This is a genomic window from Brevundimonas sp. AVps31, from assembly GCF_058681355.1.
The window spans coordinates 1,343,553-1,361,690 of the sequence record NZ_CM178736.1 but is presented as its reverse complement, the minus strand read 5'-3'; the positions used below and the strand labels follow the sequence as shown (position 1 = coordinate 1,361,690).

Annotated in this window: 21 protein-coding genes; 8 read left to right on the top strand and 13 right to left on the bottom strand. The window is 67.9% G+C overall.

Features of this window, described 5'->3' with window-relative positions; all coding sequences use genetic code 11:
- Positions 1 to 492: 492 nt before the first annotated feature.
- The 5 genes from ACW174_RS06520 to ACW174_RS06500 all read right to left on the bottom strand — a co-directional run bounded on the left by ACW174_RS06520 (position 493) and on the right by ACW174_RS06500 (position 7,196).
- The gene (locus tag ACW174_RS06520; protein ID WP_271145748.1) at positions 493 to 876 is read right to left on the bottom strand and encodes a copper-binding protein; all 384 of its coding nucleotides are present in this window, start codon (positions 874 to 876) and stop codon (positions 493 to 495) included.
- Complete coding sequence (locus ACW174_RS06515; RefSeq protein WP_492016837.1) at positions 873 to 4,022, bottom strand: efflux RND transporter permease subunit; 3,150 nt, start codon at positions 4,020 to 4,022, stop codon at positions 873 to 875. The genes ACW174_RS06520 and ACW174_RS06515 overlap by 4 nt, the downstream gene beginning before the upstream one ends.
- Complete coding sequence (locus ACW174_RS06510) at positions 4,019 to 5,356, bottom strand: efflux RND transporter periplasmic adaptor subunit (RefSeq protein ID WP_088582515.1); 1,338 nt, start codon at positions 5,354 to 5,356, stop codon at positions 4,019 to 4,021. Before ACW174_RS06510 ends, ACW174_RS06515 begins: the two co-directional genes overlap by 4 nt.
- Positions 5,353 to 6,555, bottom strand: coding sequence for a TolC family protein (locus ACW174_RS06505; RefSeq protein WP_492016836.1), 1,203 nt, complete (start codon positions 6,553 to 6,555; stop codon positions 5,353 to 5,355). The genes ACW174_RS06510 and ACW174_RS06505 overlap by 4 nt, the downstream gene beginning before the upstream one ends.
- 278 nt (positions 6,556 to 6,833) lie before the next feature.
- Entirely contained in the window at positions 6,834 to 7,196 is a 363-nt protein-coding gene (locus tag ACW174_RS06500; RefSeq protein ID WP_088582514.1) for a hypothetical protein, read from the bottom strand.
- 172 nt (positions 7,197 to 7,368) lie between these two features.
- Between ACW174_RS06500 and copC the strand changes: the two genes are divergently transcribed.
- The 3 genes from copC (at position 7,369) to ACW174_RS06485 (ending at position 10,071) form a co-directional block, all read left to right on the top strand.
- Positions 7,369 to 7,731 carry a copper homeostasis periplasmic binding protein CopC gene (gene copC / locus ACW174_RS06495; RefSeq protein ID WP_088582513.1) on the top strand — a complete coding sequence of 121 codons (363 nt, stop codon included), beginning with the start codon at positions 7,369 to 7,371 and terminating at the stop codon, positions 7,729 to 7,731.
- A gap of 6 nt (positions 7,732 to 7,737) precedes the next feature.
- Complete coding sequence (copD, locus tag ACW174_RS06490; RefSeq protein ID WP_492016835.1) at positions 7,738 to 8,673, top strand: copper homeostasis membrane protein CopD; 936 nt, start codon at positions 7,738 to 7,740, stop codon at positions 8,671 to 8,673.
- A 126-nt stretch (positions 8,674 to 8,799) separates the two neighbouring features.
- Positions 8,800 to 10,071 (top strand): type II restriction enzyme NmeDI-related protein, encoded by a 1,272-nt coding sequence (locus ACW174_RS06485; RefSeq protein ID WP_492016834.1) that lies wholly within the window; start codon positions 8,800 to 8,802, stop codon positions 10,069 to 10,071.
- On the opposite strand, the gene ACW174_RS06480 is transcribed toward ACW174_RS06485, so the two are convergent.
- From ACW174_RS06480 to ACW174_RS06455, 6 genes are all read right to left on the bottom strand, one after another.
- On the bottom strand, positions 10,034 to 10,231 hold the full coding sequence (locus ACW174_RS06480) for a hypothetical protein (protein WP_353738806.1): 198 nt from the start codon (positions 10,229 to 10,231) through the stop codon (positions 10,034 to 10,036). The genes ACW174_RS06485 and ACW174_RS06480 overlap by 38 nt on opposite strands.
- 122 nt (positions 10,232 to 10,353) lie before the next feature.
- Complete coding sequence (locus ACW174_RS06475; protein ID WP_492016833.1) at positions 10,354 to 10,695, bottom strand: hypothetical protein; 342 nt, start codon at positions 10,693 to 10,695, stop codon at positions 10,354 to 10,356.
- On the bottom strand, positions 10,692 to 11,414 hold the full coding sequence (locus tag ACW174_RS06470) for a PepSY domain-containing protein (protein WP_492016832.1): 723 nt from the start codon (positions 11,412 to 11,414) through the stop codon (positions 10,692 to 10,694). The genes ACW174_RS06475 and ACW174_RS06470 overlap by 4 nt, the downstream gene beginning before the upstream one ends.
- Entirely contained in the window at positions 11,411 to 11,737 is a 327-nt protein-coding gene (locus ACW174_RS06465; RefSeq protein ID WP_316629556.1) for a DUF411 domain-containing protein, read from the bottom strand. The genes ACW174_RS06470 and ACW174_RS06465 overlap by 4 nt, the downstream gene beginning before the upstream one ends.
- 210 nt (positions 11,738 to 11,947) lie before the next feature.
- Complete coding sequence (locus tag ACW174_RS06460; RefSeq protein ID WP_492016831.1) at positions 11,948 to 12,508, bottom strand: YybH family protein; 561 nt, start codon at positions 12,506 to 12,508, stop codon at positions 11,948 to 11,950.
- A gap of 96 nt (positions 12,509 to 12,604) precedes the next feature.
- Entirely contained in the window at positions 12,605 to 13,258 is a 654-nt protein-coding gene (locus ACW174_RS06455; protein WP_492016830.1) for a DUF2231 domain-containing protein, read from the bottom strand.
- Between the two features lie 116 nt (positions 13,259 to 13,374).
- On the opposite strand from ACW174_RS06455, the gene ACW174_RS06450 reads away from it, so the two are divergent.
- From ACW174_RS06450 to ACW174_RS06430, 5 genes are all read left to right on the top strand, one after another.
- Positions 13,375 to 13,656 (top strand): hypothetical protein, encoded by a 282-nt coding sequence (locus ACW174_RS06450; RefSeq protein ID WP_035309315.1) that lies wholly within the window; start codon positions 13,375 to 13,377, stop codon positions 13,654 to 13,656.
- Positions 13,653 to 14,093 carry a Spy/CpxP family protein refolding chaperone gene (locus ACW174_RS06445; protein ID WP_492016829.1) on the top strand — a complete coding sequence of 147 codons (441 nt, stop codon included), beginning with the start codon at positions 13,653 to 13,655 and terminating at the stop codon, positions 14,091 to 14,093. Before ACW174_RS06450 ends, ACW174_RS06445 begins: the two co-directional genes overlap by 4 nt.
- An 8-nt stretch (positions 14,094 to 14,101) precedes the next feature.
- Positions 14,102 to 14,680, top strand: coding sequence for an RNA polymerase sigma factor (locus ACW174_RS06440; RefSeq protein ID WP_035309312.1), 579 nt, complete (start codon positions 14,102 to 14,104; stop codon positions 14,678 to 14,680).
- 176 nt (positions 14,681 to 14,856) lie between these two features.
- Positions 14,857 to 15,183: a hypothetical protein gene (locus ACW174_RS06435; protein ID WP_183197649.1), complete on the top strand. Its 327-nt coding sequence runs from the start codon at positions 14,857 to 14,859 to the stop codon at positions 15,181 to 15,183.
- 26 nt (positions 15,184 to 15,209) lie between these two features.
- Complete coding sequence (locus ACW174_RS06430) at positions 15,210 to 15,617, top strand: copper resistance CopC family protein (protein ID WP_052004988.1); 408 nt, start codon at positions 15,210 to 15,212, stop codon at positions 15,615 to 15,617.
- A 140-nt stretch (positions 15,618 to 15,757) separates the two neighbouring features.
- On the opposite strand, the gene ACW174_RS06425 is transcribed toward ACW174_RS06430, so the two are convergent.
- On the bottom strand, positions 15,758 to 16,531 hold the full coding sequence (locus ACW174_RS06425; protein ID WP_164952667.1) for an HAD family hydrolase: 774 nt from the start codon (positions 16,529 to 16,531) through the stop codon (positions 15,758 to 15,760).
- A 171-nt stretch (positions 16,532 to 16,702) separates the two neighbouring features.
- A complete protein-coding gene (locus tag ACW174_RS06420) occupies positions 16,703 to 18,067 on the bottom strand; it encodes a copper resistance protein B (protein WP_492016828.1) in 1,365 nt (454 codons plus the stop codon).
- Positions 18,068 to 18,138 lie beyond the last annotated feature (71 nt).

Here is an 18,138-nt window from a genome sequence, read left to right as displayed (position 1 = left end):
GACCCGGAAGACGCGCTCGGAATCGTTGTCAGCGTCGATACGCCGGCCCCTGGCTGAGTCAGTCGTCGGGATGGCGATGACGGTGGATTTCGTCAACGAGCGAGCCAGGCCCCCGCGCCCCCGGCGCCCGCGGCCCCGGATCGTCAAGTTGTAGGTAAGCGCTCAGGACGTCGTGACTGTCTTCGAGTCGGGCATCGGCTGCCAAGCCAAGTCCGCTTTTTTGTCAAAGCGTCACCGTACCTGGAAGACAGGGGAAGGCCCAGGCCGAGTCGGGTTTCTACGTCTCCGGGCGGCTCAATACGCAACAGGCCGCCAAGGTACAAATTTCATCCCCTCAACCGCGCAAGACATTACAGAGCGCGGCTAAGCAGGACTGGTGTCGTCTTTCGATCCGAGCACCGCGACACAGCCCGCATCCTGGGTCGGCAAAGCACCAACGTCCCACGCACTGCGTTGGTCCGTCCCCTCATCGCCGGACAATGCCTCCGAGGATCAATGGGGGTAGATCGCCGTCACTTCTCCTGCTCCATCACGAACCGTCAGATCGAACTGAATGCGGTCACCGACAGTAGCCTCCTGCAATGCAGCCGGCGATGCCTTGAACTTCATGGTCATTGCGGGCCATCCGATCGAACGGATTGGTTCGTGGTTAATGGTGATCGTCGCCGCCGCCGGGTCCACGGCCGTGATAACGCCCGCACCATCTGCCGTTCGCGAGCCGGCGCCCGGGGACGACGATGCGCCACCCGCCTCAATGCTTGCCCTCGGTGATCCGGGCTCGGCCATCGGCATCGCCGGGGTTTCGGGCTCCGCCTGCTGGCCGCAGGCGGCCATAACAGCAGCAAGGCCGGTCAGCAGGATTATGCGGCGCTTCATTGTGTGTCTCCTCGAAGGACTGGGGTCGAACGGAACCTGCGGCCTCTTAGAAGAAGAAAGCCTGCGGGGATAACGAGCATGGAGAGCAAAGGCGCCGTGATCATGCCGCCGATAACCGGGGCGGCGATCCGGGTCATGACTTCTGACCCCGCGCCGTGGCCGATCAGGATCGGGAACAGACCGCCCAGGATCACCGCGACCGTCATCGCCTTGGGCCGAACCCGCAGCAGCGCGCCGTCGCGAACGGCCTCTTCGACCTGTTCCCGGTCCGGGTCAGGCCCCCGGTCTCTGAGAGCGTGCTTGAGATAGATCAGCATCACCACGCCGAACTCGGCCGAAAGGCCGGCCAGGGCGATGAAACCCACGCCGGTCGCGACCGACTGGTCGAAGCCCATCAGATAGAGCAGCCAGAATCCGCCGGTGAGGGCGAACGGCAGGGTGCCCATGATCAGCAGTGCTTCGTCGAAGCGACCGAAGGTCAGATAGAGCAGGATGAAGATGATCACGAGCGTGGCCGGAACCACGATCTTCAGCCGCTCGGCCGCCCGTTCGAGATATTCGAACTGGCCCGAGTAGGCGATGCTGACGCCCGGCGCGAGTTCCACCTCGCTGGCGACGGCCTGACGCAGATCGGCGACGACGGACGCCAGATCGCGGCCGCGCACGTCGACATAGACCCAGGTGGTTAGTCTGCCGTTCTCGGATTTCAGCATCGGAGGGCCGTCCGCGATCTGGATATCGGCGACCGTGCCCAGGGTGATCTGCTGACCCGACGGCGTCAGAACCGGCAGGGCGCGCAGTTGCTCCAGGCTGTCGCGCAGTTCTCTGGGATAGCGGACGCTGATCGGATAGCGGGCGAGCCCCTCCACCGTCTGACCGATCGTCTCCCCGCCCACAGCCCCCGAGACGATCGACTGGATATCGGCGATGTTCAGGCCGTAGCGGCCCGCCGCCTCTCGGTCGATGTCGATGTCGACATAGCGCCCGCCGGTCAGGCGTTCGGCCAGGGCCGAGGTCACGCCCGGCACGGTCTTGGCGACCTCGGCCACCTGGGCCGCGATACGGTCCATCGCGGCCAGGTCAGCGCCGGAGACCTTGACGCCGACGGGGCTCTTGATGCCCGTCGCCAGCATGTCGATGCGATTGCGGATGGGAGGCACCCAGACGTTGGACAATCCGGGAACCTGAACCGCGCGATCAAGCTCCTCGACCAGTTTCTCCGGGGTCATGCCGGGCCGCCATTCATCGCGAGGCTTGAACTGAATGGTGGTCTCGAACATCTCAAGCGGAGCCGGGTCCGTGGCCGTCTCCGCCCGGCCCGCCTTGCCGAATACGGTCGCCACTTCGGGCACGGTTCGGATCATCCTGTCGGTCTGCTGCAGCAGTTCCGCGGCCTTGGCCGGGGACAGGCCCGGCAGGGCCGAGGGCATATAAAGCAGGTCGCCCTCGTCCATCGCCGGCATAAACTCGCCGCCGAGCTGGCTAAGGGGCCAGGCCGTGGTGGCGAATACCAGCAAGGCGGCCACCAAGGTCTTCCTGGGATGCCGTAGCACCCAGTCCAGCGGCCCCCTATAGATGTGGGTCAGCCAGCGGTTGATCGGATTGCTCTGTTCGGCCGGGATTCTTCCCCGGATCAGATAGCCCATCAGAACCGGCACGAGCGTGATCGACAGGATCGCCGCGGCCGCCATCGCATAGCTCTTGGTGAAGGCCAGCGGCGCGAACAGCCGGCCCTCCTGGGCCTGTAGGCTGAACACTGGAATGAACGAGAGGGTGATGATCAACAGGCTGAGGAACAGCGCGGGTCCGACTTCCACGGCCGCCTCGGTGATGACCTTCCACCGGTCCTCGCCGACGAGCTTGTGGTCCGGGTGGTCGTGTTCCCATCGCTCGATATGCTTGTGGGCGTTCTCGATCATGACCACCGCCGCATCGACCATGGCCCCGATGGCGATGGCGATGCCGCCCAGCGACATGATGTTGGCGTTCACGCCCTGAAGATTCATGATCAGGAAGGCCGCCAGCACGCCCAGCGGCAGGGTCAGGATGGCGACTAGCGCCGACCGGGCGTGCCAGAGGAACAGGCCGCAGACGAGGGCGACGACAATGAACTCCTCGATCAGCTTGCCGCTCAGATTGTCGATCGCCCGGTCGATGAGCAGCGACCGATCGTAGGTCGTCACCACCTCTACGCCCGGCGGCAATCCGGCCTTGAGTATCTGGAGTTTTTCAGCGACCGCCGCGATCGTCGCGCGGGCGTTTGCACCGGACCGCAGGATGACGACGCCGCCGGCGACCTCGCCTTCGCCGTTCAGCTCCGCTATGCCGCGCCGCATCTCCGGGCCGATCTGGATGGTCGCGACGTCTCCGAGGCTGATCGGAACCCCTCCAGCCCCCGTGCGAAGCGGCACGGCCCGGAAGTCGTCGAGCTCGGTCAGATAGCCGTTGGCGCGCACCATGTATTCGGCCTCGGCGAGCTGGAGCACCGAGCCGCCCGTCTCGCCGTTGGCGCGCTGGAGCGCTTCCACCACCGCCTGATGGGTGATGCCGTATGACGCGAGCCTGACGGGGTCGAGCACGACCTGGTATTGCCGCACCATGCCGCCCAGGCTGGCGACCTCGGCGACCCCCCGCACGGTTTTCAGCTCGTACCGGAGGAACCAATCCTGCAGGCTTCGCAACTGCGCCAGGTCGGTGCGGCCAGTGCGGTCCACCAGGGCGTATTCATAGACCCAGCCCACGCTGGTGGCGTCCGGACCCAGCGCAGGTTGGGCGGTCGCGGGAAGCCGCGCCTGGACTTGGCTAAGGTATTCCAAGACCCGCGAGCGCGCCCAGTAGAGGTCCGTTCCATCCTCGAACAGCACATAGACGAAGCTGTCGCCGAAGAAGGAATAACCCCGACCCGTTCGCGCGCCGGGCACCGACAGCATGGTGGTCGCCAAAGGATAGGTGACCTGGTTCTCGACGATCTGGGGGGCCTGCCCTGGATAGCTGGTGCGGATGATGACCTGCACGTCCGACAGGTCCGGCAGGGCGTCGACCGGCGTGGTGCGAACAGCGAAGAGGCCGGCGGCGAGCAGGGCGAGGGCGGCCACAAGGATGAGGAAGCGTCCCTTGACCGAGGCGCGTATGATCGCGGCGATCATCGCCCAGACCTCCCGCGCTGAGCGGGCGCGGCCATGGATTCGCCCGTTTGGGCGGCGGCGGCAGGCCGGCCGACCGTCGGCGACGCCGGGGCGCGCGCGGGCCCGGAAGTCTCGCCGATCGGCCGCGCCGCGACGCCTGACAGGCTGGCTTCGGAATCGATCAGGAACTGCCCCGACGCGACGATCCGTTCCCCTTCCCTGAGACCGGCGAGGATCTCGGTCTGCCCCCCGGCTTCCCGTCCGATCCGGACCTGGGCCGGTTGATAGCGGCCCTCCGGCAGGGCGAGCATGACGATGTCACGTTCTCCGGTCCGGATCACCGCCTCGGTCGGCACGATCAGATCCGACGTCGAACCGCCGCCGAAGGTGACCCGACCGAACATGCCGGGGCGCAGACGCCCCCCTCTATTGGCCATTTCGATCCGTCCGGTGACCGTGCGGCTGTCGCCGACGAGTTCCGGCAACAGGGTGGTCAGGCGGCCCGTGAACGGCTCGCCCGGGAAGGCGGCCAGGGCCACCTCGACAGACTTCCCAACCCTCAGCTGGCTCGCCAGGGCCTCCGGGATGGCGGCGTTGATCCAGACGGTGCTCAGGCCGTTGATCTCGGCCAGGGTCATGCCCTGGGCGACGCTCATGCCGGCGCGCACGCCCAGCGTCTTGATCACGCCGCCGGTGGGCGTCGAGATGGTGATGGTGTTCCGCGCCCGCCCGCTGCGCTCGACCGACGTGATCAGGCTCTCGGACATGCCCATCAGCACTAGTCGCTGCCGCGCCGCCTGGACTAGGGGCGTATTGCCGGTGCGCCGCACGGCCAGATATTCCGTCTGGGCTCCTCCCCAGGACGGAATGAGCAAATCGACCAGGGGCGCGCCCGCGGCGATCACGTCGCCCGGCGCGCGGTTGTAGACCCGCTGCACGAAGCCGTCCGCGCGCGACTGGACCACGGCGATGTCCCGTTCGTTGTATTCGACCACCGCTGTGGCGCTGAGATCGCCCTCGAGAACGCCACGGCGGGCTGTGGCATACCGGACCCCCAGATTCTGGCTCAGCGCCGGATCGATCCGGACGCCCGGGGTGGCGTTGGTTCCCCCCTCATCCGCATATTTGGGGATGGTATCCATGTTCATCGACGACTTCCCCGGTCCCGGGTATCGTTCGTTCGGAACCATGGGATCGTACCAGTAGAGGATCTCGCGCTCCCCTCCTCCCTCGGCGGTCCCGTCGGCGGCCCCGTCCAGGCGCGGGGCGATGACGACGCCGGCCCCGACGCCGACCCCGACCAGAAGAAGCGCGCCCATGGCGATGCCCAGGCGTCTGTTGCGAAGGGCGTTCATCGGTCGGTGTTCCCATAGGTGAGACTGATCTGGACCACCTGGCGCATCACGGCGGCCTCGCGATCGAGCGTGTCGAGCCGGGCGTTCGCCACGGCGGTGAAGGCTTCGAGAACTTCAACGATGCCCGCCCTGCCCGCCGCATAGCTCGCGGTTTCGAGATCGGAACGCTGAAGGACGTTGGGCAGAACGACGTCGCGCGACCGGAGCCATTGATCCTTGGCCGTCGCGTGTTCGGCCAAGGCGCTCCTCAGCGAAGCAGTCAACAGACGCTCGGCGTCCTGACGCTCGGCGGTGACCCGCAGCGCGTCAGCGGCGCGCGCCGCGATGACGGGATCCTGCCTCTGCCCCGGAAAGATCGGCAGCCGCACGCTCGCGCCGACGGAGAACAAGTCGCCGAACCGCTCGTCGCGGCGGCCATAGCTGGCCTCGAACGACCAGTCCGGCCGACGTCCTGCGCGCGCCAGATCGACCTCGGCGTCGGCGCGCCGCGCCGCGGCGCCATAGACGCGCACGGCCGGCAGCCGGGCGATGCCGTCCCGCAAGGCGGCCAGGTCGAGATCGTCTTGCGGCGGCGCGCCCGCCGTTTCGGGATCGTTATCGCCCGTCCAGCGCGCCAGCTCAGACCGGGCCTTCTCCAAGTCGGCGACGAGCCGGCTGCGGCGATCGTCCAAATTAGCCTTGAGCTGGACCGGACCGAGGGCGTTCGCCGACCGATAGGCGCCCGATGCGACTCCGGCGGGCGCGGTGTTCCACAGCGGCTCAAGGGTTTTCAGAACGTCATCCAGGGCCGCGAGGCGGCGTTCGGCGTAGAAGAGGTCGATCCAGGCCAGTCCCGTTGCGATCTGGACCTCCCGCCGCGCGACGGACTCCTCGGCGCCGGCGATGCCGATCTGCGCCTCGGCGATGTCTCGCTCAGCGCGACGGCGCGCGCGGCTCGGCACGTCCTGCTCGACGCCGATCCTGAGCATGGTGAAGTCGTCCTGGTCGAATTGCCCCGCGAACGGGCCGGTCACCGGAAACCCGTCGAGACCGAACGTGAGGCGCGGATCCGGCAGCCGGCCGGCGGCCGGAGCCGCGACCCGCGCGGCGTCCACCCCCAGGGCGCTGGCTCTGAGGCCGGGCGCTCCGGCCGCCGCGCGGGCCAGGGCCTCGTCGAAGGTCTGGGGGTCGGCCTTGGAAGGCGCGGTCCAGACGCTCACGAGCAAAATGGAAGCCGGGAGGATCGCCCAGCTTGCGATCAGAGCACGGCGCGCGGACGGCGCCGAAACCTCGGCGCGTCGCGTTAGGACGCGCGGCCGGCGGACACGGGGCGGCGGACACGCAGACGCGCGTATCGCCGACCTCAAACGAATGGTCATGGAATTCCTCGAAACCACTTGACCCGCCTTGAGGGCGGGACATCGGCGAAGGGCTCGGATCGATCGATCGGCGGTCGCCCGCGCAACGGCGCTCACGGCCTTCGATCAGCGGAAGCGGTCTACGCCAGCCGTTTCGGCGGATTCTTCAGTGGAAGCGGGCCTGCGCCCTCTCGCACGACATCGACGGCTGCGAACCGGAGTCCCCGCGGAGCCGAAGGCCGTTGAACGGTCGGCGCCGGCGGCATGGGCGCCGCGACGGCGGCGCAGCCCATCTTGGCGATGCAGTCGGGCGTCATCTCGTCGCAAGGGCTAGTAGCGCCGCCGGAAGGCCCGTCCGCCATCACCATCATCTCGGCGCAATCCATGTCCGCCATGCCGCCCGTCGCTTCGAATACCTGGAACGGCGTGGCGTGCGCGGACGACTGGCCGACGAAGCCGGCCACCGCCAGGGCGAACAGAAGGGTGCGGACGAGGTTCCACATGCGCGGTCATCCCACGCCCGTCGGCCGGCCGTGTCAAGCGACCGACGGGCTGGCGTCGGGCGCGCGCAACGCAATGCTCCGGATCAGCGCGCGCCCGCCCGCAGTTCGAACGAGGGATTCAACCCCGGCGCCCGTATAACTCATTGAACCCCTCTGGTTTCGGAGCCTCCCTATGACCACTCGCAAAATCCTTTCCGTCGTCGGCGCGGTCGGCGCCCTGCTGTTGGGGGCGACGCAGGCTGCCGCCCACGCGCGCGTCGTCGCCTCCAACCCGGCGGCGAGCGCGAGCATCGCCTCGCCGCGTTCGCTGACGGTCACCTTCAGCGAACGCGTCGTTCCCGCTTTCTCGGGCCTCGAGGTCGTGAACGCCGCCGGTGCCAAATTCCCGGTCGCGACCACCGTCTCCGATGACGGCATGACCGTTTCGGGACGGACGGCGCGACCGCTCGCGGCCGGCGCCTACAGCCTCAACTGGCATGCCGCCTCCGCCGACGGCCACCGTATGACCGGCGCCATCGCCTTCACGGTACGCTGACCCATCGTGCTCGACGTTCTGGTCATCCTGCTCCGGCTCGCGCAGTACGGCGGCGCGGTCGTCCTGCTCGGGACGCCGCTGTTCCTCCTCTACGGGTTGCGCGGGTCGGACGCGGTGGCCCTCGGCTGGACGAGATCCTTGCTGGTCAGCGCGGCGGCCGTGGTCGCCATAGGCTCCGCCGCCGCCTTCGCGGCCCAGACCGCTGTGATGGCGGGCTCGCTGACTGAAGGTCTCAAGCCGGCGACGCTCGGCTTCATGCTCACGGGCACGAGCCTCGGACCCGCCTTTCTCGTCCGGACGCTGGCCGCGTTGCTCGCGCTTCTTGCGCTCATTCAAGACAAGCCGTCCCGCGGCCTGTGGAAATTAGTCGCTGTCGCCGGTCTTATCGTCGGCGCCAGCTTCGCCTGGACGGGACACGGCGCGGCCACCGAAGGCGCGGGGCGCTATGTTCATCTGACGGCCGCGATCCTGCACAGCTGGGCGGCGGCGGTGTGGCTCGGCGCGCTCGCGGCCTTGCTGATCCTGACGTTGCGGCGGCGGTCAGAAACGGTCGATGGCGATAGGATCCTTCATCGAGCGCTTCACGGATTTGCCGGCGTCGGAACCGCATCGGTCGCCGTCCTGGTTCTTAGCGGATTGGTGAACAGCTGGTTCATGGTCGGGCCAGATCGTATCGCCGGCCTGCTGAGCACCCCCTACGGTCTGCTGTTGACGGGCAAGCTCGTGCTCTTCGCGCTCATGCTGGTTCTGGCGGCCGCGAACCGCTTTCATCTGACGCCCGACCTCGGCAGCGCCCTGGACGACCCCGAGTATCTTGGCCCCGCCATTTCACGGCTGAAACGCAGCTTGGTGATGGAGACACTCCTCGCCCTGGGGCTGCTGGCCCTGGTGTCCATCATGGGAACCCTGGCTCCGGTCTCGGCCATGGAAATGGCGATGTAGCCGCTGGCGCGCGCCGAACGCGCTGGAGCCAGGTGCGTCGCACGCGCTCTTGGGACCGGCTGCGAATGGCCGTTGGCCCAGCGACCTGGACCCGCCTAGACTGCTCAAGAATTGAGGGGGCGCGCCGTGTCAGATCGAGTTCGTGATCTTATTGAACAGTGGCGGCGCGACCCGGCTGCGACCTACCAGACCTGGTTCCTGTGGGACGAGCGTCTTAAGAATTTCCGCTCCATCCGACGCGGCATCGGCCAGGTCGTCGAGGAGATCGAAGCCGGCCGCTTCGGCGTGGCCTATCGCGGGTCATCGCTGGAAACGATCGTTCATTCGGTCGCCGAACAACGGCAGATCTTCAAGGGCGCGGATCATGCCTTCCTGTGGAAACCCAAACTTCGCATCCCGGACATCTACGAAAACGCGGCCAATCAACGCGCTTTTGGCCGGCTCCTGCATCATTGCAGCTGTTGTTCGACAGCAACGGAAATTCTCACGGGCATCCGCACGATCGACCAGCTCCGGATCAAGGGCCTCGGGCCCGCAGTGGCCAACCTGATCTATTTTCTTCACCCCACCCACGTTTCGCCGTTCAATACCGCGATCGTCAACGGCTACAACGCGATCACCGGATCAAAGGTCAAGCTCGGGAGCTGGGAGCACTACCTTGCGATGCGGCAAGGAATTTTGGCCCTCAACGCTCGCTACAGCGATCTTCTGTCCAACGATCTCGGGGCGATCGCGGGCTTCCTGTTCGACGTGGGCTCCGGCCGTTATCCCGCGCCGCCCCTGGACGACGAGAGTCTGTCCGCCAGCGGCTGGGACGCGCGGCTGGCCGAAGCGCGCGCCGAAGCGGTCAAGTTCGAGAAGACCGCGCTCCAGCAGGGCGAGACGGACCGGACCCACACAGAGATCCAGGCCTGGGTCCGTGATCTGGGTCGCGCGCTGGGCTACAGGGTCTGGATCGCGTCCAATGACCGCGGGCGCCAGCACGAGGGCGCACGCCTGAGCGAGGGCTGCCTAGAACAACTACCGCCGTCGCTGGCGAACGGTCCAGGCGCCGAGTCCATCCGGCTGATCGACGTACTCTGGCTGGAGGGAGACGCGGACCGCGTGGCGGCCGCCTTCGAGGTCGAGCATTCCACCACGATCTACTCCGGTGTCGTGCGAATGCTGGACCTCGCCCTGTCAGGCGAACTAAACATCTCCGCCGGCCTTTTCCTGGTCGCTCCCGACAGCCGCGAAAACGATGTGCGGGCGCAGTTGCAACGTCCGGCCTTCAGCCGGATCGCCGATCTCAATGTGCGCTATCTGCCCTACGGAGAACTGGAACGGCACCGGGCATCAATCGCCCGCTTCGGAACCGGTCTCAGGGCTCTGACCGAGATTTCGCACCGCGTGACCTGATCGTCGGTGACTGGCCCGCCTCGCATCCAGGTCGTTCTGGCTCACAGGCCTGATAGGCAAGAGCGCGATCCTCCAGCCGCACCCGCCAGGTGATCAGCATGGCATTAAGCGCGGTGAACACCACTGCTATCCAGACCTGGCCGAAAACCAGCGGCAACATGGCGATCTCAAGAGATGCGATCCAGTAGTTGGGATGACGAATGACCCGGAAGGGCCGGATCGGACTAGCGGCGCGCCGGGCAGGTGATGATCCGAGTGGTCCAAAACCGGCCAAGGTCGCGATCACCCCGCTTGCTCCAGCGCGCTCGTCGTGCTCTCGGCCATCAGGGCGACTGCGTGTTCCAGGAACAGGTCGTTCCGCTCCGCGAAGCTGTGCGGCTGCAGATACCAGTCCATTGGGACGCACGAATGCCGTGTGTCGATCAAGGCGTTTCGATAGATAGGCGCCAGCCGCTCGAAACCGCCGAAGGTCGTGGCGAACATCTCGGCCCCGTTGGCCGCTACGTCCTCCTGCCGCAGGATGTACGGCGGCCAGGCGGTGGTCAGGGCGGCGAGACGCGGTGGTGAAGTCCGGTCGTTGTCTCTTGGCAGAGCTTCCTGTGATCGAGCCGTCGCCTGCCTCATGGCTCCCGCTTGCGAACCGCACGCGCCATTTTCAGGTCGCGGGAGATCCGTATCCATAGCAGGATGAAGCCCGAAATCACGATGCTCAGGGTCAAGGCGGTAGTGATGATGATCAGGGGGTGATTGAAGTCCTCGCCGTCATTCCAATCCATGACGTGGAGACGCCAGAAGAAGTCGAAAATCCGCCAGACGCCCGAACGGCGCGTCACCACTTCGCCGGTCGCCGGCGACAGGTAGAAGGACGTCTTTTCGCGGTCGGCGAAGTCCACCCGCCACAGCGGTCCGGTGCGTCCAGTCTCCTCGGGCGCCGTCGCCAGAAGCACCGCGCCGGAAACCCGCGCCTCCCCCTTGTACGCGCTCTTGGCGAAGGCCGAAGCCTCGGCGGCCGACATCGATCCGAACGGCCGACCGGTCGCGGCGGACACGACGACGGGCTCGCCCGTCGCCGGTTTCAGGGTCCAGGCCGGCCCCCGCGGCGTCGTGTGGAGTTCCGCCTGAACCGGCGCCACGCCCGTGCGGCGGGCGATCTCCCCCAGCGCCGGAAGGCCGCCGAGCTCCAGCGGATCGGGCTTGAGTTCGACCGCGCGATGTTCGCCCCGCACCGTCTCGATCGGAATGGCCGTCATGACCAGACCGCCGCCCACCCAGAACAGAACCTGGAGCCCGACGACGAGCGCGATCCATTTGTGCAGCTGGGTGGAGAGCCTGAGAACCTTCATGGCGCCGCCTGGCCGTGACGCGCGAAGACGCGCGTGCCGCCGCCCTTGAGGATCAGCAGGGTCTCATAGGGCTCACGTTGGCCGTCTGGCGTCTCCATGCCGGGAGACCCCAGCGGCATCGCCGGCACTGCGAGGCCCACGGCCTCGGGACGTTCGGCCAGAAGCTTGCGGACATCCTCGGCCGGCACATGGCCCTCGAGGACATAGCCGCCGATCATGGCCGTGTGGCAGGAGGCGAGCGCCTCGGGCACGCCCTGGGTGCTGCGTATAGAGCGCAGGCTCGGAAGTTCATTGACCCGCGCCTGGAAGCCCGCGGCTCGCATATGGTCCACCCAAGCCGTGCAACAGGCGCAAGTGGGTGTCTTGTAGACCGCGAGCTCGGTCGATGAACGGGCGCCCGGAGCGCAGGCTGCGACGGCGACGGAGCCGGCCCCCGCGGCCAGAAATGCACGGCGTGAAAGCGTGGGCATCGATCTCATGGGTCCCTCTGGCGAGCGATATCTGGAGGCCGCCGATGACGGTCGCCGCCGCGATCAGGCGGCGGGGCGGAAGGGCCGGGCCGAGGAGTGATAGACGTCGAACCTCCACTCGTCACCCCGCTTGCGCAGGACGCTCGTGGCGGCGCCGCGGCGCTCGATGGGGGCCCGGGCGCTGTCCTTGAAGGTGATGTGGTAGGTGTAGGTCTCGCTCACGAAGGCGGTGTCGCCGTCGACCTCGACCTTCATCTCGTGGTCGCGGAAGTCGAAGCCGGCCAGATCCGCGAACTCGGGTCCGAGATGGTGCTCCAGATAATAGGCGAAGGATCCCTCCACGCCGCCGTTCTCGAAGATTTCCGAGTCGGGCCAGAACAGGGCCGGCGTCTGCGACACGTCCATCCGCTCGATGGCGTCCTTGTAGGCGGTGACGACCGTTCGCACCTGGGCCTCGTCAGCGGATTGCGCATGGCCGGGGGCGTGCGCCGAGCCTGGCGTATTGACCGAGCCGGGGGCGTGGGAGTGGGCCGGCGCCTGAGATTGAACTTGGGCTTGGGCTTGGGCGGAGGTCGCGAGGACGGCGGCGACCGCCGATCCGGCGAGTGCTGAACGGAACATCATGGTGCAGTCTCCTGGTTTGCCGCGGCCGCAGTAGGACCCGGTCCGGCGAAGTAGATGAAGAACGAGGCGTTCGGGCGACGACGGCCCCCGGGGCCGTCAGAACATCAGATGCCTCATGCCATGGGTCAGCATCCCGCCCAGCAGGCCGTTGACCACCACGGCGGCGGCGGTCACGGTCAAAAGACCGATGTAGATCAGTTCGCGCCCGCGCCCCGGCCGGCGGACCCAGTGTTCCTTGGCCCACCAGCTCAAGAGGCCGAGCACGGCGATCGAGGTGCCGAGCCACCGATGGTAGAGGTGAGTGACGTCGTCCTTCCCGGGCAGCCCCATGGCGAACCACCCCAGCGCCACCGCAGCGACCGCGGAGATCGCCGCCAGGGCGATGATCACGCGCGTGCCCTGCGTCAGAACCGGCCGGCGCAGCGTCAGAGCGGCGATCTCGAGGAGCGCGGCGACGAGGAACAGCGCGATCGGGAAATGGACGGCGGCGGGATGCATGGCGCCGAGCCAGCGATACAGGCGCTGGGGCATAGGCTTGGGACCCTCGTCCGCCGTCATGACCCCGTGGTCCATGTCCATAGCCATCCCCGGCATGGCCATCACGCCGCCTTCTGGCACGGCGCCCGCCGGCGCGGCGGCCTGGGCGCTGGCCGCGGCCTGCTTGTCATGATCCTCGTGCGCGAACGCGGGCGCGCTGACAGACAGAGCCACCACCAGGGCGAGCCCCGACAGAAATTTGCGTATCGACATTGTTCTCTCCCATCCCGTCCCTTCTGCTAACTACGCACCGGAGAGGCCGTCCCCTCGTTTGAGGGATTTGGCTCGTTTCGGCGTAGTAGGGATTAGGGGCGCAAGGAGAGTGTTCGATGGCTCGTAATTTGGATGATCTTTTGGCCGGATCGGCGGCGACGCCCTTGGGCCGGTCGCTCGACGGGCTCGAACCGCTGGTCTGGAGCCGGGTCGACGCGCTTCGCGGCGAAAGGTTCGCGTCGCAACTGCGTTTGGGCGCCGTCGCCATGGCCCTGGTCACCGGCCTGACGGCAGGCGGCGTCGGCGCGGTCGCCGCCCCCAGACCGGCCGGAGAGATGGCCATCTTCACGGTCGACGCGGGCCTGTCGCCTCTGGTGAGACTGGAAACCGGCCGATGATGCGCGGCTGGCAGGCCATCGCCCTGACGGCCGTCCTGGCGGCGGTCGCCAGCGGCACGGGCACTTGGATCAGCGCCAGCTGGGTGCTGAGCCGGCGCGAACCGCCATCTCTGCACGACATCGTGCACCACGACCTGAAGCTCTCGCCCGACCAGCTGACCCGCATCGACGCAGTCGAAGCCCGGTTCGCCGCGCGCCGGCCCGCGCTCGAAGCGGACGTCCGCGCGGCCAATCAGGAACTGGCGCGCGCGATCGCAAGGAGCGACGGCGACGGTCCCCAGGTCCAGGCGGCGGTGGACCATTTCCACGTCGCCATGGGCGCCTTGCAGAAGGAGACGATCGCCCACGTCTTCGAGATGCGGTCCGTTCTGACGCCGGCCCAGGCCGAGGTATTCGACGACCGTATCGTCGAGGCCCTCGCGCCCGACGAAGGCTAGCGTTCCGCGTGGACAGCCCCAACGACCTGTCAGCCCGCGCCGCCGGCGGGGACCGGGCGGCCTTCAGCGAGTTGATGCGGCAGACCAAGACTTCTCTGTTCCGTTTCGTCCGGCGCTATGTCGGCGATGAACAGGACGCCTGGGACCTGTTGCAGGACACCTATGCGGCGGCCTGGATCAACATTCGCCGCTACGACCCGGTCCGACCCTTCGAGGCCTGGATCCGGACCATCGCACTCAATAAATGCCGGGACTGGAGCCGTCGCCGCTTCGTTCGGCGGCTCATCCGGGGCGGCGTCGACCTGTCGTCGCCGGAAGCCATGTCCGTGCCGGACGGGGCCGAGGCGGTCGATGACCGGATGGATGCCAGCGCAAGGCTGGCGCGGTTGAACGAGGCCATGAGCCGTCTGCCGCCGCACCTCAAGGCTCCGCTTATGCTGACGGCAATCGAAGGGCGCAGTCAGGCGGAAACGGCCGGGATGCTGGGTGTCTCCATCAAGACCGTGGAGACCCGCGTGGCGCGGGCTCGTCGCAAGCTGTCCGAGGCGCTGGACGACACGCCCGCTGTCCGGGCCGCTCTTGAGTGATCAGCTCGAGGGTCCTCGGAACCTTCGTCGCGCCTTAGCCCCGCTCGGGCCGCAGCGGCGCTCCGTCGATCGACCTCCAGGCGGCGAGGGATGCGGCGCCCGTCCGCGTATTCTAGTATGAGGGCGTCGCGGGAAATCGACCCGATCATCGCCCTTTTCTTTCAGGAGCTTGTCACATGAGAGTCCCGATCCTAGCCGCCGCAGCGGCGATCACCTTGGGCGCCTGCCAGCCGGCCGCCGACCCTCAACCGGTCGAGGCCCAGACGGCGCCGGGCGCCTCGGCGACGACCCCGATGGAGGCCGCGCCGGTCGCCACGCCCGAGCCGACCCCGCAGCCGCAGGCCGCCGCACCAGCCCCGGCGCCGTCCCCCCGGGCCTCGACGCCCCGACCGACCCGCCCCGCGCCGGCGCCAGCACCCGCCCCGACGCCGCCGCCGGCCGATCCGATGGCCGGCCATGACATGTCGAAGATGGACGGCATGACCATGCCGCCCAACCAGTAGTCCACGTAAGCATCAGGAAGTCTCTCATGAACCGTTCAATCCTCACCAGCCTGGCCGCTCTGGCGGCGCTGGCTCCCGTCTCCCTCGCCCAGGCCCAGAGCCATTCGCACGCGGGCATGTCGGCGCAGGATCACGCCGCCATGCAGGCCCCCGCCAACGGCGTCGTCACCGCGCCCGCGGACAACGCCATGCTAGCGGTCGCGCCGACGACCTTCTCGGCGACGTTCCCGCACGCCATGACCCTGACCTCTCTCAGGCTGACGGGCCCTGACGCCCGGTCCATCGACGTGGCTGTGGTCGACGACGCGGCGCCGGTCACCACGGTCAGCGCGCCCCTCCCCATCCTGGCCCCCGGATCCTATTCCGCCGCCTGGGCCGCGAAGGGCGCCGACGGCCACCAGATGAACGGCCTCGTCCGTTTCATGGTTCACTGAGGGATCGGCCTCCCGCCTCCTGAGGGGCCGAAGCCGGATGTGGAAGGAACGCCGCGCGACCTGCCGCGCGGCGTTTTTCCGTCGTCGATCAGCGGTCGGCTCCCCGGCTGACCCCTCGCGATGGTCTTTCAGCCCTGGGCTCAGTCGGCGCGCCGTGATCGCCGGCCGGCGCGATCCATCCGGCCGGGGGGCGAACTACGCTCCTGAAGGTGGGGCGCCAAGCTCGCCAATGTCCGGGTCACAACGTGGGCGTCGCCGAAACCGCGTCCTACAGCTTGGCCAGCCTCCGGGTCGTACAGAATGGTGAAACAGCCCAGCGCCTTGGCCGGGCGAATGTCCCATTCCAGACTGTCTCCGACGACACAGACCTCGGGCGGATCGACGTTCAAGGCGGCAAACACTCGCCTGAACGCGCCCGGATCGGGCTTGCCAACGCCGACCTCGCCTTCAATCTGGATATGATGGAAACGCGAAGCCAGACCGAAACGCTCGATCTTGGCGCGCTGCAGTGGACCGGCGCCGTTGGTGAGCAGCGCGAGCCGGTATCCAGCGTCCCGCAGTTGGACCAACACGGCGTCCGCCTTGGGTTCGAGCCGCATCTGCCGGTCGCGATGGAGGCTGAAGGCGTCGGCGATGCGCTCTGCGATCTCGGGAGATACCGTTGGACTACTGTCGCGCCGCAAGGCCTCGAAGGCTTTGGCTGCGATGACGCGCCGGGCCTGCTTCGGGTCTGCGCGGCCCACGGCGTGGCTGTCCGGATCGCTCCAGAAGGCCCGCCCCGCCTCCGTCAGGGCGCGCGCTGCAACGTCCGGAGCGAGGTCGCCAAGCTCGGTCTGGTATACCTGACAGACGCTGCGCCACGCCAGATCAGGGCGGCGATAGGCTGAGAGCAGGGTGTCATCCAGATCGATCACGACGGCCCGGATCCGCCGCCCCGCTGTCATTGGACAACACCGGGCCGGTCACCGGCCGGCGCAAGGCACAGGCTGTAGCGAGGCCCTGGCCCCGGCGGGGGCGTCCTGACAACCGACCCGTTGCGTGCCTGTGGGGGCGCCGGCGTCAAGACAAGACCCGCCGCCGCTTCGCTAGAACCACGCCCGAATGCCGACGACCAGCCGGGTGTCTTCCGAGCTTCGCCCGTCAGCTTCCAGGAAGTCCGCCGTATTGCCGAAGCTCTTGGTCCATTCGACGCCGACATAGGGTGCGAATTCCTTGCGGAACTCGTAGCGCAAGCGGGCCCCGATCTGGAGCGTCGACAGGCCGGACCCGATCCGGAGTTCTGGGATGTCCTCCGCCGACAGCACCACCTCGGCCCGGGGCTGGACGATCCAGCGATTGGTGATGCGCTGATCGTATTCGGCCTCGGCCCTCGCCGTGAGTTCGCCCTTGTTGGACAGGAAGGCCGCCGCGTCGACCTCGAACCAGTAGGGCGCCAGACCCTGGATGCCGACGACCAGGTCGGTCCGGTCGCCTTCGGGCCGGTAGGTCTGCCTCAGGCCGGTCTGGAAGTCGAAGAAGGGTCGGAACGCCCGGCTATAGAGGGCCTGGATCTCGGCCTCCTCGACCTCGCCGTCGAAGGCTCCCTCCCCTTCGGACTTCCACCAGAAGCGATTGATGTCGCCGCCGGTCCAGCCCTGGGCGTCCCAGGCGTAGCCTTCCTCGTCGTCGCCAAAGGTCGCTTCGAGCTGGTCGATGATGACCGCCGTCGTGCGGACGTTTCCATGCTCGACCCGCAGTTGGGCGCGGGCCGCCGCCATTTCGGCGGGGTCGAACAGCAGGTCGGCGGCATTGGCCGGCCCGCTTGCCGCGCCCGCCGGAGCGGGGGCTTCCGGTGGACGTCCGGGATTGTTCGCGCTGGTCGGGACGTCGGGCGGCATGGCCATTCCGGACATGTCGTGTCCGGCCGGCATCTGACCCATCGTCGACATGTCGTGCCCCGCCGGCATGGCCGGCGCGGGCGGGGTCTGACCCATGGTCGACATGTCATGGCCGGCATGCGGGGACGCGGCGGCCGGAGCCGGCTGGGTCTGGCCCATCGTCGACATGTTGTGTCCCGCCGGCATGGCTGGCGCGGGCTGGGTCTGACCCATGGTCGACATATCATGACCGGCATGCGGGGACGTGGCGGCCGGAGCCGGCTGAGTCTGGCCCATCGTCGACATGTCGTGCCCCGCGGGCATGGCTGGCGCGGGCGGGGTCTGACCCATGGCCGACATGTCATGGCCGGCATGCGGGGACGCGGCGGCCGGAGCCGGCTGGGTCTGGCCCATCGTCGACATGTCGTGCCCCGCCGGCATGGCTGGCGCGGGCGGGGTCTGTGCCATGGCCGACATGTCATGACCGGCATGCGGGGACACGGCGGCCGGAGCCGGCTGGGTCTGGCCCATCGTCGACATGTCGTGCCCCGCCGGCATGGCTGGCGCGGGCTGGGTCTGACCCATGGTCGACATGTCGTGCCCCGTCGGCATCGCCCTAGCCGGCAGACGGACGGGCACCGCGCCCGTCGGGCACGTCGGCGCTC

Bases quoted from the DNA above. Each gene is read 5' to 3' on its own strand.
- ACW174_RS06445 (WP_492016829.1), top strand. From the start codon at position 13,653: ATGATGCGCGGCTGGCAGGCCATCGCCCTGACGGCCGTCCTGGCGGCG.
- ACW174_RS06500 (WP_088582514.1), bottom strand. From the start codon at position 7,196: ATGTGGAACCTCGTCCGCACCCTTCTGTTCGCCCTGGCGGTGGCCGGC.
- ACW174_RS06515 (WP_492016837.1), bottom strand. From the start codon at position 4,022: ATGATCGCCGCGATCATACGCGCCTCGGTCAAGGGACGCTTCCTCATC.
- ACW174_RS06510 (WP_088582515.1), bottom strand. From the start codon at position 5,356: ATGAACGCCCTTCGCAACAGACGCCTGGGCATCGCCATGGGCGCGCTT.
- ACW174_RS06455 (WP_492016830.1), bottom strand. From the start codon at position 13,258: ATGTCGATACGCAAATTTCTGTCGGGGCTCGCCCTGGTGGTGGCTCTG.
- ACW174_RS06470 (WP_492016832.1), bottom strand. From the start codon at position 11,414: ATGAAGGTTCTCAGGCTCTCCACCCAGCTGCACAAATGGATCGCGCTC.
- ACW174_RS06480 (WP_353738806.1), bottom strand. From the start codon at position 10,231: ATGTTGCCGCTGGTTTTCGGCCAGGTCTGGATAGCAGTGGTGTTCACC.
- ACW174_RS06420 (WP_492016828.1), bottom strand. From the start codon at position 18,067: ATGTCGACCATGGGTCAGACCCAGCCCGCGCCAGCCATGCCGGCGGGG.
- ACW174_RS06460 (WP_492016831.1), bottom strand. From the start codon at position 12,508: ATGATGTTCCGTTCAGCACTCGCCGGATCGGCGGTCGCCGCCGTCCTC.
- ACW174_RS06475 (WP_492016833.1), bottom strand. From the start codon at position 10,695: ATGAGGCAGGCGACGGCTCGATCACAGGAAGCTCTGCCAAGAGACAAC.
- ACW174_RS06465 (WP_316629556.1), bottom strand. From the start codon at position 11,737: ATGCGAGCCGCGGGCTTCCAGGCGCGGGTCAATGAACTTCCGAGCCTG.
- copC (WP_088582513.1), top strand. From the start codon at position 7,369: ATGACCACTCGCAAAATCCTTTCCGTCGTCGGCGCGGTCGGCGCCCTG.
- ACW174_RS06430 (WP_052004988.1), top strand. From the start codon at position 15,210: ATGAACCGTTCAATCCTCACCAGCCTGGCCGCTCTGGCGGCGCTGGCT.
- ACW174_RS06520 (WP_271145748.1), bottom strand. From the start codon at position 876: ATGAAGCGCCGCATAATCCTGCTGACCGGCCTTGCTGCTGTTATGGCC.
- ACW174_RS06450 (WP_035309315.1), top strand. From the start codon at position 13,375: ATGGCTCGTAATTTGGATGATCTTTTGGCCGGATCGGCGGCGACGCCC.
- ACW174_RS06435 (WP_183197649.1), top strand. From the start codon at position 14,857: ATGAGAGTCCCGATCCTAGCCGCCGCAGCGGCGATCACCTTGGGCGCC.